At 69.7% G+C, this 15,480-nt stretch carries 11 protein-coding genes and 1 pseudogene; 8 read left to right on the forward strand and 4 right to left on the reverse strand.

The genetic code is table 11. The annotated features are described in order from the left end of the window. The first annotated feature begins 118 nt into the window (after nt 1-118). Complete coding sequence (locus tag LO772_RS31415; protein WP_231775418.1) at nt 119-1,330, forward strand: CaiB/BaiF CoA transferase family protein; 1,212 nt, start codon at nt 119-121, stop codon at nt 1,328-1,330. Nucleotides 1,331-1,385: 55 nt separating this feature from the next. Further along, nucleotides 1,386-1,922 (forward strand): PaaI family thioesterase, encoded by a 537-nt coding sequence (locus tag LO772_RS31420; protein WP_231775419.1) that lies wholly within the window; start codon nt 1,386-1,388, stop codon nt 1,920-1,922. Between the two features lie 65 nt (nt 1,923-1,987). Here the strand turns inward: LO772_RS31420 and LO772_RS31425 are convergent, their stop codons facing one another. The 3 genes from LO772_RS31425 to LO772_RS31435 all read right to left on the reverse strand — a co-directional run bounded on the left by LO772_RS31425 (nt 1,988) and on the right by LO772_RS31435 (nt 5,470). Then, nucleotides 1,988-3,328: a family 1 glycosylhydrolase gene (locus tag LO772_RS31425; RefSeq protein ID WP_231775420.1), complete on the reverse strand. Its 1,341-nt coding sequence runs from the start codon at nt 3,326-3,328 to the stop codon at nt 1,988-1,990. 296 nt (nt 3,329-3,624) lie between these two features. Continuing rightward, nucleotides 3,625-4,419, reverse strand: coding sequence for an SDR family NAD(P)-dependent oxidoreductase (locus LO772_RS31430; protein WP_231775421.1), 795 nt, complete (start codon nt 4,417-4,419; stop codon nt 3,625-3,627). Between the two features lie 70 nt (nt 4,420-4,489). Beyond that, nucleotides 4,490-5,470, reverse strand: a complete 981-nt coding sequence (locus tag LO772_RS31435; RefSeq protein ID WP_231775422.1) for an LLM class flavin-dependent oxidoreductase — start codon at nt 5,468-5,470, stop codon at nt 4,490-4,492. Nucleotides 5,471-5,630: 160 nt separating this feature from the next. On the opposite strand from LO772_RS31435, the gene LO772_RS31440 reads away from it, so the two are divergent. From LO772_RS31440 to LO772_RS31455, 4 genes and pseudogenes are all read left to right on the forward strand, one after another. Next, nucleotides 5,631-6,830, forward strand: coding sequence for an amidohydrolase family protein (locus tag LO772_RS31440; protein WP_231775423.1), 1,200 nt, complete (start codon nt 5,631-5,633; stop codon nt 6,828-6,830). A 104-nt stretch (nt 6,831-6,934) separates the two neighbouring features. After that, nucleotides 6,935-7,846, forward strand: coding sequence for an SDR family NAD(P)-dependent oxidoreductase (locus LO772_RS31445; RefSeq protein WP_231775424.1), 912 nt, complete (start codon nt 6,935-6,937; stop codon nt 7,844-7,846). Nucleotides 7,847-7,936: 90 nt separating this feature from the next. Further along, a complete protein-coding gene (locus LO772_RS31450; protein ID WP_231775425.1) occupies nt 7,937-9,094 on the forward strand; it encodes an acyl-CoA dehydrogenase family protein in 1,158 nt (385 codons plus the stop codon). A gap of 92 nt (nt 9,095-9,186) precedes the next feature. Continuing rightward, nucleotides 9,187-10,446 (forward strand): annotated as a pseudogene (locus LO772_RS31455) (serine/threonine-protein kinase); the annotation flags it as partial. A 10-nt stretch (nt 10,447-10,456) separates the two neighbouring features. On the opposite strand, the gene LO772_RS31460 reads toward LO772_RS31455, so the two are convergent. Further along, nucleotides 10,457-12,517, reverse strand: a complete 2,061-nt coding sequence (locus LO772_RS31460; RefSeq protein WP_231775427.1) for an N-6 DNA methylase — start codon at nt 12,515-12,517, stop codon at nt 10,457-10,459. Between the two features lie 204 nt (nt 12,518-12,721). On the opposite strand from LO772_RS31460, the gene LO772_RS31465 reads away from it, so the two are divergent. Both LO772_RS31465 and LO772_RS31470 read left to right on the forward strand, forming a co-directional pair. Further along, nucleotides 12,722-13,651 carry a serine/threonine-protein kinase gene (locus tag LO772_RS31465; RefSeq protein WP_231775428.1) on the forward strand — a complete coding sequence of 310 codons (930 nt, stop codon included), beginning with the start codon at nt 12,722-12,724 and terminating at the stop codon, nt 13,649-13,651. A gap of 83 nt (nt 13,652-13,734) precedes the next feature. Beyond that, nucleotides 13,735-15,471 carry a serine/threonine-protein kinase gene (locus LO772_RS31470; protein ID WP_231775429.1) on the forward strand — a complete coding sequence of 579 codons (1,737 nt, stop codon included), beginning with the start codon at nt 13,735-13,737 and terminating at the stop codon, nt 15,469-15,471. The last annotated feature ends 9 nt before the right edge of the window (nt 15,472-15,480 follow it).

Below are 15,480 nucleotides of genomic sequence, written 5' to 3' on the forward strand. Positions count from 1 at the left end.
CGGCGGAGGCCGCGTGCGGGGCACACGCCCCACGCAGATTCTATTCTATGAGCTACGATAATTTATCTATCTATTATTTGAGGGGGCGACCCCGTGGTCCGGCGAGGAGAGTCCTGCCATGCCGTCGACAGCCTTGGCCGGTATACGAGTTCTGGACCTGTCCCGCGTGCTCGCCGCCCCGTTGGCCACGCAGTGGCTGGCTGATCTCGGGGCCGAGGTGATCAAGGTCGAGCGCCCGGGAAGCGGTGACGAGTCCCGCACCTACGGGCCGCCCTTCCTGGCGGACGCGTCCGGCGAACCCACCGATACGGCGGCGTTCTACCTCGCCTGCAACCGCAACAAGCAGTCGATCACCGTCAACCACGCGATCCCGGAAGGGCAGGAACTGATCCGGCGGCTCGCCGCCCGCAGCGACGTCGTGGTGGAGAATTTCCGCGCCGGCACGCTGCGCAAGTACGGACTCGACCACGAAAGCCTGCGCGAGCTCAATCCTGGTCTGGTCTACCTGTCGGTCACCGGCTTCGGGCAGGACGGTCCGTATGCGACCCGTCCCGGCTACGACGGCGTTTTCCAGGCGATGTCCGGCATGATGAGCGTCTCCGGTCATCCGGACGAGCCGATGAAGGTCGGCGTGAGCATGGTGGACATCCTGACCAGCCTTTACGGTGGCATGGCCGTCCTGGCGGCACTTCGCCATCGGGACGAAACCGGTGAGGGCCAGCACATCGACCTCTCACTGCTCGACTGCGGCTTGGCGTCGCTGTCCCACTTCGCCATGAACTACCTGGTCGGCGGCGAGGTTCCCCAACGACGTGGCAACGGCGGCTACGGCGGCATCCCGTCGCAGGCGTTCATGTGCCAGGACCGGCCGCTGTTCCTGGTGGCGGGCAACGACAAGCAGTTCGCCGCCTTCTGCGCGGCGGCCGGACGCGAGGACCTGCTGACGGATCCGAGGTTCGCCGGCACCAGTGCCCGCATCGCCAACCGCGAGAAGATCCTCCCCGTACTGGAGGGCATCTTCCGCACCCGCACCCGCGACGAGTGGCTGGCCCTGCTGGAGGCCCACGACGTTCCGGCGAGCGCGATCCACGAGATGCCGGAGGTCTTCGCCGATCCCCAGGTGCGGCACCGCCGCATGCTCGTGGAGGTCGACGACCCGGTCTCCGGGCGCCTGCCGCTGCTGGCGAACCCGATCCGGCTGTCGGCCACCCCCGTGGACGCGTACAAGGCCCCGCCCCGGCTCGGTGAGCACACCGCAGAGGTCTTGGCCCGCCTCGCGGATGTCGGGGAGGCCGAACTGGAAGAACTGCGGAGGGCGGGCGCGGTCTGAGCGGTCGCGCCGCCGCGGACTCCGCCACCCCGCCACCCCACAGGGAAGGAACACCATGACGTCCAGCAATCGCCGCGAGACCCACACTCCTCGCGACGTATGGGCCGGCTCGGACTTTCAGGAGCCGCCCCGCACCCCGGGCGGGGTGGCTCTCTGCGGGGCCTGCCGCGTCACCGGCACCTGCCGGCTCGGGGTCGAGCGCGAGCATCTCGACGAGGCGGGGACCGCGTGGTTCGCGGTGTCCTGCCCCCGAGATCAGGAGGGCGGCCCCAATGTCGCCCACGGCGGCTGGACGGCCGCCGTGCTGGACGAGTGCCTGGGCCACCTGCCGCTGCTCAATCGCACCTTGTCGGTCACCGCGGAGCTGACGGTCTCCTTCGTCAAGCCCGTCCCCGTGGAGCGCCCGTTGCGGGTCCGCGCCTGGGTGGACCGGCGCGAGGGATCGCGCTGGTACATCTCCGGCGACATGGTCCTGCTGCCGGGCCGCGCCGTGATCGCCCGCGCGAGCGGCATCTGGGTCAGCCGTGACCCGGGGCACTTCGACCGGCACGAACAGTGGCTTTCCGAGCAGGACAACGCGTCGGAGAGGTGAATTCGGGAGAGGCGCCCGCCCCGGCGGGCCGCCTCCCCGTCGGCCGAGGTGCCGCGCGGCGGAACCTAGACGAGCCGAAGCCGGCGCGTACTCTCCGCCCGCCCGGCGGGTGGCTGGGGCTCACTCGGCACGGGAGCGGCGAAAACGCCTTCATGCACCCAGTCGTACGGGATCTGGGGCTGCGGAAGGTGCTCGCGGTCGGGCACGGCGACCCCGTACAGCCGCGAGTAGCGGAACTTGAACTCAAGGTTGTCGAGGATGCTCCAGTACTCGTACCCCCGCACGTCCACACCGTGGTCCATCAGGTCGGCGAGCCAGGAGAGCTGGTTGGCGAGTCGGGTGCGCCGCCGCGCGGTGGCCTCGGGGGAGTCGGCCTCCGGCTCGACGTCGCACATGCCGTTGTCGATGATGTGCACCGGCGGGAGTGCCTCGCCGTAGAGGTCGTGAAGGGCCGCCACCGCGTCCGCCAGCGCCTCGGGCACCACGGGCCACCCATACACGGTGGTCTCGACGTCGTCCATCGGTATGAGCGTGAAACCCAGCAGCGCGAGCAGACTGTTCAGCTCGTTCAAAGCGCGGAAGCGGTCGTTCGGGGACAGCACACGGAGCAGGTTCTCCGGCGCGGCGACCCGCGACGGCACGTGCCACAGCAGGCCCAGCGCATCCTGCGGAGTGGCGATGGTGTCCATGTCGCCGGGGCGCACGCACCCGGTTTCCTCAACAGGGGAGTAGCCGCTGTCGGTGGCCACATGGCTGCCGTGCAGCATGGGGTCCAGGAAGAGGCGGTGCGCCCAGTTCTCCAGGAGTTCCAAGGCAAGCCGGTCCGCCGGGTCGTGGGTTGCGGGGTACCCGCCCATGAGCAGGGACGAGGTCATGACCCGCGCTGTCCCGTCGGAGGCACGCAGCGCCTGGGTGGCGAGGCCCGAGCCCAGCAGGAGGTGGTGCAGGGCCGGAAGGCCAGCCACACCCGCCGCGCGATCGAGGTGAAACATGCCCGCGACGTGGTCGAACACCGGCTGGGACATGTTCCCGACGGTCACCCAGCGCGAGACGCGGTCACCGAACCGCTGTCCGAGCTCGTGCGCGAAGTCGGCGAAGCGCGACGCGGTGTCACGATCGAGCCAGCCACCCGCCTCGTCCACCCAGGGCGGCATGTCCCCGTGGAGCAGTGTCAGCGCGGGCCCGCCGCCCGCGTCGGCGAACGCGTCCAGCGCGCGGTCGCAGCGGGCGAGCGCCGCCGCGTCCCAGGAAGTGGGACCGTCCGGTTGCAGATTCGCCCAGCCCGCGACCGCACGGTACGAGGACGGAGTGACGGCGAAGACGTCGCGCACGTCACGGATCCAGCGGTGTGCCTGGTCGGTGTACACGCCGAACGGGGCATCCGCAGCGGACGGTGCACTGATCACCGCGGCGGTGGAAACCCCCCAGTCAACGGCTTGCAAACGGTTGCGAAGATCGGGGCCGCGCATGCTCACCATCCGTGATGATTCGGGTGAATCGGCGAGGGGATTTGAGCCCGACGCTAACACCGTGGTGGCGTGCCGACAATGGTCCGGTGAAATCCCGCCACGCGCCCTTGCCGGAGTGACCGGGCGCGTGAAGTCGCCTTCGGGGGCACGGGCATCAGGGCACCGCGAGTTCCGACGCGCGTGCGAGGCGGCCGTGACGGCGACCCCGGGCAACCACCGCTCGGCGACAGGAGCTATCCCTGCCGCATGTCGGCCACGTACGGCTGGTGGGCGAGCAGTCCGCCGTCGACGCAGAGTGTCTGGCCGGTGATGAACCCCGCCTCGTCCGAGGCGAGGAAGACCACGGCGTTCGCGACGTCCTCGGGTCGGCCCAGCCGGGGCGTGAGGTGGTGCCGGAGCATGGTCTCCTGCATCGCACCGTGCGCGGACCCGGAGCTCGCCCCGGTGACGATGAACCCGGGGGCGATGGCATTGCACCGTACGCCCTGCTTGCCGTACTGGGTGGCCACGTACCGCGTGAGGTTGTTCAGAGCCGCCTTGGACGCGCCGTACGCGGGGTTGCGCAGGTCGCCGGCAAGCCCCGATCCCGACGAGGTGTTGATGATCGACCCTGTCCCCTGTTCGATCATGTGCGGCACTGCGGCCTTGATCGCCAGGACCGTTCCGCGCACGTTGATGCGCATCGTGTCGTCCCAGACCTGCGGGTCCGCCTCGGCGACGGCCGGATCGGACCGGGCCGCCAGGTGTGTGGCGGCGGCGTTGTTGTGCAGGACGTCGATGGTGCCGTACTCCCGAACTGTGCGTTCGATCAGCGCGGGAACCGAGTCGGCGTCGCCGAGATCGACCTCGACCGCGAGTGCGGTGCCGCCGGCCGCGATGATGCGGTCCGCCACCGTCTGGGCGCCGGCGAGGTTCAGGTCCGCGACGACAGTGCGGGCTCCCTCCGCAGCGAGTCGTTCGGCGGTCACCGCACCGATGCCGGACGCGGCGCCGGTGACGACCGCGGTCTTGCCTGCCAGCCTGTTCATGCTTCCGTCCTTCCACTGGTGGGCCCGCCGCGCTGATCGTGTGCGTGGGCCGCGCTTTTACGCGCGTCCGTCAGGCCGCGGGGTCGGCTTGGAGCAGCGGGCGAAGGCGCGTGCAGATCGTTTCGACGTGCCGGGCGACGGCCTCGGGGGGTAGCCCGGCGACGGATGCCCAGAACCATACGGTCTCCACGGGGGCATCGCCGACGTACTCCCAGACCTGCCTGGCGACTTCCTCCGGCGTGTCGAATATGTACGAGGACAGAGGGCCGCGTGGGGCCCGGCCGCGCAGCTTCTCCGGATCCACCGGCCGGGGCGTCGGCTTCCCGGTCCCTTCCACCATGTACCGGCGATAGCTGTCGAGCTGGTACGCGATGTGCGGCGCGACCAAGGGCCAGTCACGCTCCGGGTCGTCGGTGACGAACGCCTCGATGCCGCCCGCCATCCGGCCGTCGGCCGGATGGTGCCCGCCCTCCAGCAGCCCTTCCCGATAATGCGGCCATGACGCGGCGTTCGCGGTCAGCAGACGCTCGCCCATGCGGCCCGCCCGGCGCGCCCCCTTGGGGCCCTGGTAACCGAGCCACACAGGCAGCCGGGGCTGCACCGGCCCCGGGGTGACCCCTTCCTCGGTCCACAGGCGGCGGAGTTCGCCGACCTGGGCGTCGAGGGTACGGTAACGGGCTTCGATGTCCGCGTCGAAGAGCCGGAACTCGGGCACGCGGTAGCCCGCGCCCAGTCCGAGATCAAGCCGGCCCCCGCTGATGATGTCCACCACCGCGGCCTCCTCGGCCAGTTGCGGTGTCTTGCGCAGCGGCGCGACGAGGATGCCCGTTCCCACGCGGACCCGGCGTGTGCGCGCGGCTGCCGCGGCGGCGAAGGTCAGGGGTTGCGGAAGGTAGGCGTCCTCGAACAGATGGTGTTCGGAGAACCAGACCGAGTCGGCGCCCAACCGCTCCGCCTCCTCGCACATCTCCAGGGTGAAGCCGTAGAGCTGTGCGGGGTCCTGCCGCCAGTTCGGCGGATTGCGGAGATCGAACCACAGGCCGACCTTCATCAACGATCACCCTTTCAGTGTATACATCAATCTTATTTGTCCATACTGCACAAGATCGCGTCTGTCGTCCGGAGGGGATGGCGGGCCCGGCGGGCACCCGGCTGACACTCGAGAGCAATATAGTCAGATAATTGAAGTATGATGACTGAATCATCGAGGTGTGATCGGAGCTGACAACGTGAGCGAGCAGCGCAAACCCATCTTCGACTGCGACAACCACATGTACGAGGAGCGGGACTCGTTCACCCGCTACCTCCCCAAGGAATACCTGGGGCAGGCCGTCGCGCCGGTCACTCTGGCGGACGGCCGCGAGGTCATCCTGGCCGGCGACCGGATCGTGGTGTGCCTGGAGCCGGAGTTCGGCCAGGTCTACCGGCCCGGCTCGCTCAAGGAGATGCTGAAGGCGATGGGCTCGGGAAACCCCGAGGAGACCTATCAGTTCGAGCCGATGCGTGAGGAATACACCAACCGCGACGCCCGGCTGGCGGCCATGGACGCGCAGGGCGTGGACCAGACCATCATGTATCCGGGCGGGTGGGCCCTGGTCGCGGAGGAGTACGTGCGGGGCGTCGAGCCGCTGTACGCCAACTACCACTCCTTCAACCGCTACATGAACGACGTGTGGGGCTTCGACCACCAGGGGCGCATCTACGCGCCCGCCATGATGTCGCTGCGCGATCTGCCCAGCGCCGTCAAGGAGTTGGAGTACGTGCTGGAGCAGGGTGCCCGCTTCATCCTGCTGCCCACCGGCCCCGTCTACGGCCGGTCGCCGGGCGACCCGTACTTCGACCCGTTCTGGAAACTCGTCGACGAGGCCGGCGCCAGCGTCTGTTACCACATCAGCGAGTACTACTACAACTCCCACGCGGCGCCGGCCTGGGGCCACGACCCCAGCCCGATTCACTTCCGGATGTCCGCCTGGCAGTGGCAGAACACCTACGGTCAGCGCCCGATCGAGGAGACGCTGTCCGCGCTGATCTTCGACAACCTCTTCGGCCGGTTCCCGAACATCCACGTCCTGGTGTCCGAGTTCGGCGCGGAGTGGGTGCCGCACTTCGTCCGGCACATGGACAAGTCCCGCGGCATGGGCCGCAACGGCCCCTGGATCGGTGGCCAGCTCGACGAGCGGCCCAGCCAGGTCTTCCGCAAGCACGTACGCGTCGTGCCGTACCCGGAGGACGACGTGGTCAGTCTCGTCCGGCGGCTCGGCCACCACGACTCGCTCGTGATGGGATCCGACTTCCCGCACGCCGAAGGCCTCGCCAACCCCGCCGACTTCCGCGGACTGCTGGGCGACCTCGACGAGTCCGTGAAGGACGACATCATGTACAACAACGCCCAAATCCTCGTCAGCCGCTGACCGTTCGGACGCGACACGTGTCGAGCGGCGGATCACGCTCGGTCGCGGTTGCCGCGCTTCACCGAGAAAACATCTGATTCACACACCTGATTGGGAGGTATGCCGTGGGGCTCCTCGACGGCAAGGTCGCCATCGTCACGGGTGGCGGCCGGGGACTCGGAAGGGCGCATTGCCTGGCCCTGGCGGACGCGGGCGCCACAGTGGTCGTCAACGACCTCGGCTCGGGATTGCACGGCGAGCAGGTCGGCGAGTCCCCCGCCGACGAGGTGGCCGCCGAGATCACCAAGGCGGGCGGCACCGCGAAGGCCAGCCACTGCTCGGTGTCGGACTGGCAGGCCACGGAGGCTCTGGTGGCCGACACCGTCGCTGAGTTCGGCCGCCTGGACATCGTGGTGAACAACGCGGGCATCGTCCGCGACCGCATGCTGTTCTCCATGAGCGAGGCCGACTTCGACGCGGTTATCGCGGTCCACCTCAAGGGCACGTTCGCGCTCAGCCGCCACGCGTGCGCCTACTGGCGAGACAGTTTCAAGCGAGGTGAGCCGGTCGCGGGCCGGATCGTCAACACCACGTCCGGCACAGGCCTGTTCGGCAACGTCGGCCAGGCCAACTACGGTGCGGCCAAGGCAGGCATCGCGAATCTGACCGCGATCACGGCCCTGGAGATGCGCCGCTACGGGGTCACCGCAAACGCCATCTCCCCGATCGCGGCCACCCGCATGACCGCCGACCTCGCGGTGGGGCACAGCGACATCGGCGCCGACGGCTTCGACCCCCGTGACCCGGCGAACGCCTCCGGAGTCGTCGTCTACCTCGCCTCGGACGCCTCCTCCTGGCTGACCGGGCAGGTGCTGCGCATCGACGGCGACAAGGTCAACCGCCTCCAGGGCTGGACGGTCACCGGCATTCACCCGAGCCGGACCGGCCGCGCGGTGACCGCCGAGGAACTGATCGATGCGCTGCCCCAGCTCTACGGGACCGCCCCCACCGGCCGCCCGGCGGTACGGCTGCCGTAGGCGCCTGTCGGCCACAACGGGGCGCCCGACACATATGGGCCGCCCTACACAACAATCCGGCGGGGCGTCCCCGCGGTTACGGAGGCAACGGTGGAGGCGGAAGACTTCGCGGCGGTTTTGTCCGAAGTGCGGAAATTCGTCCGCGAGCGTGTGGTGCCGCTCGAAGCGCAAATCGACGAGAAGGACGAGATGCCGGCGGAGATCCGCGCGGCGGCCAAGCAGATGGGGCTCTTCGGCTTTGCCCTGCCCGGGGAATACGGCGGCCTCGGCCTGTCCATGTACGAAGAAGTGCAGCTCATGTTCGAGCTGGGCTACACCACACCCTCGCTGCGCTCCATGTTCGGCACCAACAACGGCATCGCCGGGCACGTGCTCATGGTCGGAGGCACCGACGAGCAGAAGAAGCAGTGGCTGCCGCGCATCGCCAGTGGCGAGGTGACCGCGTCGTTCGCCCTGACCGAGCCCGACGCGGGCTCCGATCCCTCGACGTTGACCACCCACGCACGCCTCGACGGCGACGAGTGGGTGATCAACGGCGCGAAGCGGTACATCACCAACGCGCCGCTCGCCGACGTGTTCATGGTGTTCGCCCGCACCGACAAGGACGCGCCGCGCACGCGTGGCATCTCCACCTTCCTGGTCCCCGCCGGCACACCCGGCCTGACCGTCGGCCCGCGCGACCACAAGATGGGCCAGATGGGAGCATGGACCGCCGACGTCTACTTCGACGATGTCCGGGTCCCGGCCTCGGCTTTGGTGGGCGGCGAGGCCGGCCTGAACCGCGGCTTCTCCACCGCCATGGGCTGCATCGCCCACGGCCGCGTGCACATCTCCGCCCTGTGCGTGGGCATGGCCGAGCGCCTGGTCGACGAGTCCGTCGAATACGCCCGGACCCGGCAGCAGTCGGGACGCCCGATCGGCTCGTACCAACTCGTGCAGGGCTTGGTCGCCGACTCCATGACCGACTACTACGCGGGGCGGGCCACCGTCCTCGAAGCGGCGCGTAAGTTCGACACCGGCGAGGACACGAAGATCGGGCCCTCGTGTACGAAGTACTTCGCCAGCGAGATGGTGTGGCGGGTGGCCGACCGCACGGTCCAGATCCACGGCGGCGCCGGCTACATCCGCGGCGTCCCCGCCGAACGCTTCTACCGCGACGCACGGCTGTTCCGCATCTACGAGGGGACCAGCCAGATCCAACAGGTGATCATCGCCAAGGCCCTCCTGGGGAACGTCGCCCGCGGCTGACGGCACCCGCGCGACGGACATGAACGCGGCGTGGGAGGGGGTGTGGCGTAACCCCTCCCACGCCGTTTCGAGCTGCCCGCGCACGGAGCCTTTGCCGCGAAGCGGTCCTGCTGGGGCAGTTGGCGCACCCTGGCATTCCGCGCCTGCTCGACACCGGTTCGTACCGCACCGTCCCGTTCATCGTCATGGAGCTCGTCGAGGGCAAGAGCCTTGCCAATCAACGACATTTGACGTCGTTCGCCGTCGTGACGGCCGTCGCGATCGCCTATCAGACCGCGGACGCGTTGGCCGCGGCGCACCGCGGCGACATCGTGCACCGCGACCTCAAACCCGAGAACGTGATGATCCGCGAGGATGGCGTGTGCACCCTCATCGACTTCGGCATCGCCAAACCCCTGGGCGCCAACGTCACCAATTACACCCGCAACGGCTCAACGCTCGGCAGCAAGGGTTATCAGGCGCCGGAACAGCTGATGAACCGAGAGCCGACCACCCTCTCCGACATCTACAGCCTCGGATGTGTCTTCTACGTCCTGTTCGCCGGCCGCCGTCCCTTCCTGGGCACCGGCAGTGCGCTGGACCAACAACACCTGCACGATCTCCCCGACCGCGCGCGGAAATGGGTGCCGTATCTCCCGTCGGAGATCGACGACCTGATCGCGCGGATGTTGGCCAAAGCGCCGCAGGAACGCCCGGACATCGGTGAAGTCCTGGACGTCCTCAGGCCGTTCCTGCCGTCCGAAGGTGACCCCGTGCCGCAGCCGGGTCTCGACCAGGACCCCACCCTGCCTTACCGGCTGCCCGATGCCACGCCGCGTCGCGAGCCGACTGCCCCCGTCGCCCCGCCTCGTCCGCCGACCTGGCTGACGGCCGGCGACATCGACCGGCTGTGCGCGTCGGTCGAGGCCGAACTCGCCGCCGACGCACCGGGAGACGCGGTCGCCGCGCTTGCCGATTGCGCGCACCGGGCCCGTACCGAACTCGGGCGGCGCAACCGCCGTGTGGTCCGCATGTGGCGCCTTGCCGCGGAAGGGCTTCGCCTCGTGGGCAGTTGCCACCGTGCCGCGGAGTTCTACCGGGACCTGCGGGATGACGCGCCTGCCGTGTCGACGCCCTCCGGTCTCGCGGACCGTACGCGGTGGGCGCTCCGCTTCGCCGAGTGCCGGCTCCTGTCCGGCGAGATCGCCGAAGCCGTCGAGGTCCTGCGCGAGGCAGGACCGATGATCGCCCGGCTCCCTGACGAGATCTCCCGCCCGGTTCGCGAAGCGCGGGACGAACTGGAGATCGATGTTCTGGAACGCTCCACCGAACCGGGCATCGACAAACTGCTGCGGTCTTTCCACGACAGCTGACGGGCACCTCTCACCCGGGCGCCGCCCGTCCCTCGGCAAGCGCGTCGCGCAGAGTCGAGGCCAGATCCTCGCCGAGGCCACCTGCCTCCGCCAGGAGTGCGCGGAACGTCGCCAACTTGCGGAACACGGCCCCATACCGCCGCTGTTCCGCCAAGGGCAGGCGGAGCACGCGCAGCCGCCGTACGTTGATGCGGGACACCGTGGAGGCGTGCGTGCCGGCCTGCCTGCCGTTCGACGGAGCGCCCAGGCATCCGGCCAGGAACCAGGGGTCGAACACGTCGGGGTCGGCGGTGACCGCATGGACCTGGGAGCCGAGGACCGTCGGCGCGTGTTCGTCCACCCACACGCGGAACGCGCGGACGGTGCCCACGACCACGATGTCGTCCGGTCGGGTCACGGTGAGCGCGTCCGCGTGAATCCGGGCCGCCTCGGTCGTCACCCATGCGGTCGGCGTGGCGTCGGCCACGAGGTCGGCGACGGTGAGCACGGCAAGGGCGTCGTCGGGCACCGGCCCGCCGCTCAGCGGGAGGTCAGCGGGCAGAGCCTGCCCCGACCGGAGCGTGAGGGCTCCCGCACGCACGAGTTCGTCGACGGTCGTGCCGGCGCCCGGATCGGTGCGTCCGATCTCCAAGGAGCGCAACTCACCTGTGAGAGTGTCGATTTCCGCCAGGTATTTCACCAACTGGCGCCATGAGCGGGCGATCCTCCTCCCCGCGTCGGACGCGCGCGCCGGAACATGCCGTGCCGGAGTGAGATCGACTGCCTCGTCGAGCAGATCGATGACCGGAACGGTTTTCGCCGCGGGGCCGAGGCGGTCGTCCCGCGCGCCCAGCTGATCGAGGACGGTGGTGCGCAGGCCCGGCCAATCCACCAACGCCCGTGCCGTCCCGGACCCGGTGCCCGCTCCGGAACGGTCCACCACCTGATCGGCCGCGTCGATGAACACCAGATGTTCCGGCGACCGCATGTTCGCCTCGCGGCGCGGCGCGGTCAACACCCACAGATGCAGGGGCACACCGTGTGGCGGCGCGGCTCCGGCGGGCAGCGCGACCACCGAATTGAGCGCGCCTGAGCGCAGAAGCCCGGCCCGGATCCGACGACCCGCACGCCGCGCCGCCACGCCGGGCGGCAGGAGCACCACGGCGACGCCGCCGGGGCGCAGGTGCGCCAGGATGTGCTGTACCCAGGCCAACTCCGGCTCGCCGGCCGGTGGATGACCGTAGACCCATCTGGGGTCGGCGGCCAACTCATCGTGGCCCCAGTTGCGTTCGTTGGACGGTGGATTGCACAGCACGGTGTCCGCCGTCGTGTCGGGCCATCGGTCGTCGCGCAACGAGTCGCCGACGCGGACTTCGGAGTCGGCTTTGCGGGTGGCGTCGGACATCCGGAGTCGGGCGGCGGCGAGCGCCGCCACCGCCGGATTCACGTCCTGCCCGCGCAATCGCAGACGTGTACGGGACGTGGCCGCGTGGATACGGGCTGCCGCCGCCAGCAGACTGCCGGTGCCGCAGGCCGGGTCCAGAACCTCCCGGACCTTGACCGGTTCCGCGGCGCCGGCATGGACGGTGGCGGCGATCTCCGCCATCAGCTCCGCGAGTTGCGGCGGTGTCGTGACGATCTGCCGTACGTGGGTGCCGACCCAGCGGTCGAAGAGAAAGGTGAACGTGTCGGCTTCGCCTTGGCGGCGTGCCAGTTCTTCGGCCTGGTCGACGACCGCGTGGGCGGTTGCCGGCAGTGTGGTGTCCGCTCCGGGACGGTTGTCGGCGGGGCGCAGCCGGTTCGCGACCTCGGAGATGGCCAGGGCCATGAGATCCCGGTCGCCCAGTGCCTCGAAGCGCGGCCACAACAGAAGCTCGGCGCCGGCATCGTCGTCCACCAGCTTGCCCTGGTCGCGTAGCCACTGGTGAACCTGGTTGAGGGCAAAGAGCGGACTGGTGTCGCTCCCGCCGATCGGACTCGGGAAAGTGCTGTGCCGCCGACGCCAGTTGCTCACCGCCGCGCGGCCGACGTTGGCGATTCGCGCGATCTCGGCCAGTGTCACGGACACCGGTGGCTCGGTGACAGCGGGCATCACGAACTCCCTAGGCAAGGTCGCTGACAAACGTTCGGGGGCGCAACCGGGCCCCGGGCCTAGTCAACGTACCTGTGGAACGAGCGGCTCGCCAAGAGGTCACTTGACTAAGTTCACGATGTTCCGGTTGGTTGCTCAGCGTATCTGCCTCTAGAGTCACATGCCCAGGTGACACGGGCGGGCCGAAGGGACGGGCTCTCGACCATGGACACGACCATGCGCGCGGGTGACCGGCTGCGCGGCCGCTACCGGCTCGACACGCCGCTCGAACGCGGCGCGATGGGTGCCGTCTGGCAGGGACACGACGAGCACCTCGACCGCCCCGTCGCGGTCAAGATCGCCTTGCCGCCTCAGGACGGCGACGACGGTGCCCGCCTGCTGCGCCGCCTCCACCGCGAAGCCCAGGCCGCCGCCCGACTCGACCACCCCAACATCGCCACCGTCTACGACGCCGACACCCGGGACGACGGAGTCCGCTGGCTGATCATGCCCCTGATCGACGGCGTCACGCTGCGCGACCTGCTGGCCGAACGCGGCCGGTTCACGGTCCCGGAAGCCGCCGCGGTTGTCGCGCAATTGTGCGCCGGTCTCGAAGTGGCCCACCGAGCCGGCCTCGTGCACCGCGACATCAAGCCCGCGAACCTCATGGTCACGCGCGGCGGCCTGCTCAAGATCCTGGACTTCGGTCTCGTCAAACCCATGATCGACGCGCAGGGGCTCACGGTGACCGGCGAGCTGCTGGGCAACGTGCTGTACGCGGCACCCGAGTACTTCGAGGGCGACAACCGCGATCACAAGGTGGACGGCCGCAGCGATTTGTACGCCGCAGGCTGCCTCCTGCACCACCTGTTGGCCGGTGTCCCGCCGTTCCCCGACGACAGTCCCGCGCTGCTGCCGGGGCGCCATCTGTACGACCCGCCGCCCACGTTGGCCGACCGCGGCATCGTCGTTCCCGATGGTGTCCAAGCGCTCATCGACGCCTTGACGGCCAAGGACCCCGACAGCCGGCCCGCGTCCGGGGCCGAGGTCTACGCACGGCTGTTCTCCCACCTTCCGGCGCCCGCTGCCGACGTGGTGATCACACCCGCGTCCGAGGACCCCGCCCGGCCGTTCCGGGCGCCCTATGCGCCCTGAACCCGCGGTATTCGCGGAGGCCCCGCGCGGGGCCTCCGCGGCTGGGATGATCGAGGACCGAGGAGAACGGGGGTGACCGCGGCGTGCCGCAGGGTCCGGAACAGCACGAACGGTACGAGAAGGTGGAGCGCCTCGGCGAGGGTGGCATGGGCGAGGTCTGGCTTGCCCACGACAACCACCTCGACCGCAAGGTCGCGCTGAAGCTGATCTCGCAACACGTCCCCGGGATGAAGCCCCATGTCGTGCGGGAACGCTTCCGTCGGGAGGCGGTGATCACCGCCCGGCTCGAACACCCAAACGTGCCCACGGTCTACGACGTCGGCGTCACGAATGACGGTCGCATGTTCGTCGTCATGCAGTTCGTCCCCGGCCGCACGTTGGCGGACGAGCTCGTCGTGCGCCGGCGTCTGCCCCTGAGCTGGGTCGCCGCCATCGCGGCACAGATCAGTGAAGTGCTCGGATACGCCCACGGGATGGGCGTCGTCCACCGCGACCTCAAGCCCGGCAATGTCATGCTGACCCCGGGCGGCGTCGTCAAGGTGCTGGACTTCGGGATCGCCGCGGCGCTCGAACCCGCATCCGGCGAGCAGCCGCTGACGAGGGGCGACTTCCCCATCGGCACCCTGGGGTTCATCGCGCCGGAGCAGTTCCTCGGCCAGCGCGCCACCGAGCGCAGCGATCTCTATGCCCTCGGGTGCGTGCTCTACCAGCTTGTCGCGGGTGTGTCCCCGTTCCCGGGCCCCAATCTGGCGCTGCCGTATCAGCACGTCCACGGTGAGCCGGACGCGCTGGTTTCCCATCGGCCGGACGTCCACCCGCAACTGGCCGAGCTGATCGCCCGTCTCATGGCCAAGCAGCCTGAGTCTCGCCCCGACGACGCGGCCGAGGTGTTCGGCGTCATGGCGCCGCTGGTCGCCGAACTTGCCGCATTGGAAGAGGAGTTGCCGACGAGTCCGGATCTCGTTGCGGTGGCCCACGGGGTACCGGCGGCCACCGTGGACCCCACCCTGCCTTACACCCGCGTGCTGCGACCTCGACGTGCCCCCGAGGCGACATTGACCGCGTCCCTGGCGCCGACCGCCGTGGTGCCGCCGCCGGGCGCCGAGGACTTCGCGGCGGCCGTCGGCGCCTCCGGGGCCGCATTGCCGGCGCCCGCGGCCCCTGTGGATCCCCCGGCGGAACCTGTGGGCGAGACACACCAGGACGCCGTGAGCGGCCCCGGGCCGGCCGAGCCCCCCGCCGCGCTGATCACACCCGCGGACGGAGCAGCGGGCGGCTTTGACACCGAGGCGTTGCAGCGGATCACAACGCTTGCCGAGGAGGGCCGGTACGAGCGCGCGGCCGAGCTCCTCGACCGGCTGCTCAAAGACCGTGCGGAACCCGCGACGCCTGACGAACTTCTGCGTCTCTTCGACTACTCCCGCCGCGGCGGGCGCCTGCGTCAGGCCTACGCCGGCTATACGACGCTGCGGACCGAACTCGAGGCGACGCGCCCCGCCACGGACCCCCAGGTTCTCGCGGCCCTGGCCGGCCGCGCCGCGTGCCTGCGCGAGCTGGGACGGACCGGCGAGGCACTGGAAGAGTACGAAGACCTCCTGGGCCGCCAGGACCAGGCATTCGGCGCCGCATCCCCCGAGGCGTTCGAGAGCCGTTATGCGATCGCCGTGCTGCACGCCGGTGCGGGCTCGGTGGCGGCGGCTCTCCAGTCCTTGGAGTCACTGCGCGACGACCAGCAAGCGGCTCTGCCGGCCGATGCGCCGCAACACGTGCTGGTGGCGACGCTGATCACTCGGCTCCGGCGTCTCGCCCGCCAGGGATGATTGCTGTGA

The sequence above is a fragment of the Yinghuangia sp. ASG 101 genome (assembly GCF_021165735.1).
Taxonomy (GTDB): domain Bacteria; phylum Actinomycetota; class Actinomycetes; order Streptomycetales; family Streptomycetaceae; genus Yinghuangia.

Bases quoted from the DNA above. Each gene is read 5' to 3' on its own strand.
- LO772_RS31430 (WP_231775421.1), bottom strand. From the start codon at position 4,419: ATGAACAGGCTGGCAGGCAAGACCGCGGTCGTCACCGGCGCCGCGTCC.
- LO772_RS31460 (WP_231775427.1), bottom strand. From the start codon at position 12,517: ATGCCCGCTGTCACCGAGCCACCGGTGTCCGTGACACTGGCCGAGATC.
- LO772_RS31465 (WP_231775428.1), top strand. From the start codon at position 12,722: ATGGACACGACCATGCGCGCGGGTGACCGGCTGCGCGGCCGCTACCGG.
- LO772_RS31435 (WP_231775422.1), bottom strand. From the start codon at position 5,470: ATGAAGGTCGGCCTGTGGTTCGATCTCCGCAATCCGCCGAACTGGCGG.
- LO772_RS31415 (WP_231775418.1), top strand. From the start codon at position 119: ATGCCGTCGACAGCCTTGGCCGGTATACGAGTTCTGGACCTGTCCCGC.
- LO772_RS31420 (WP_231775419.1), top strand. From the start codon at position 1,386: ATGACGTCCAGCAATCGCCGCGAGACCCACACTCCTCGCGACGTATGG.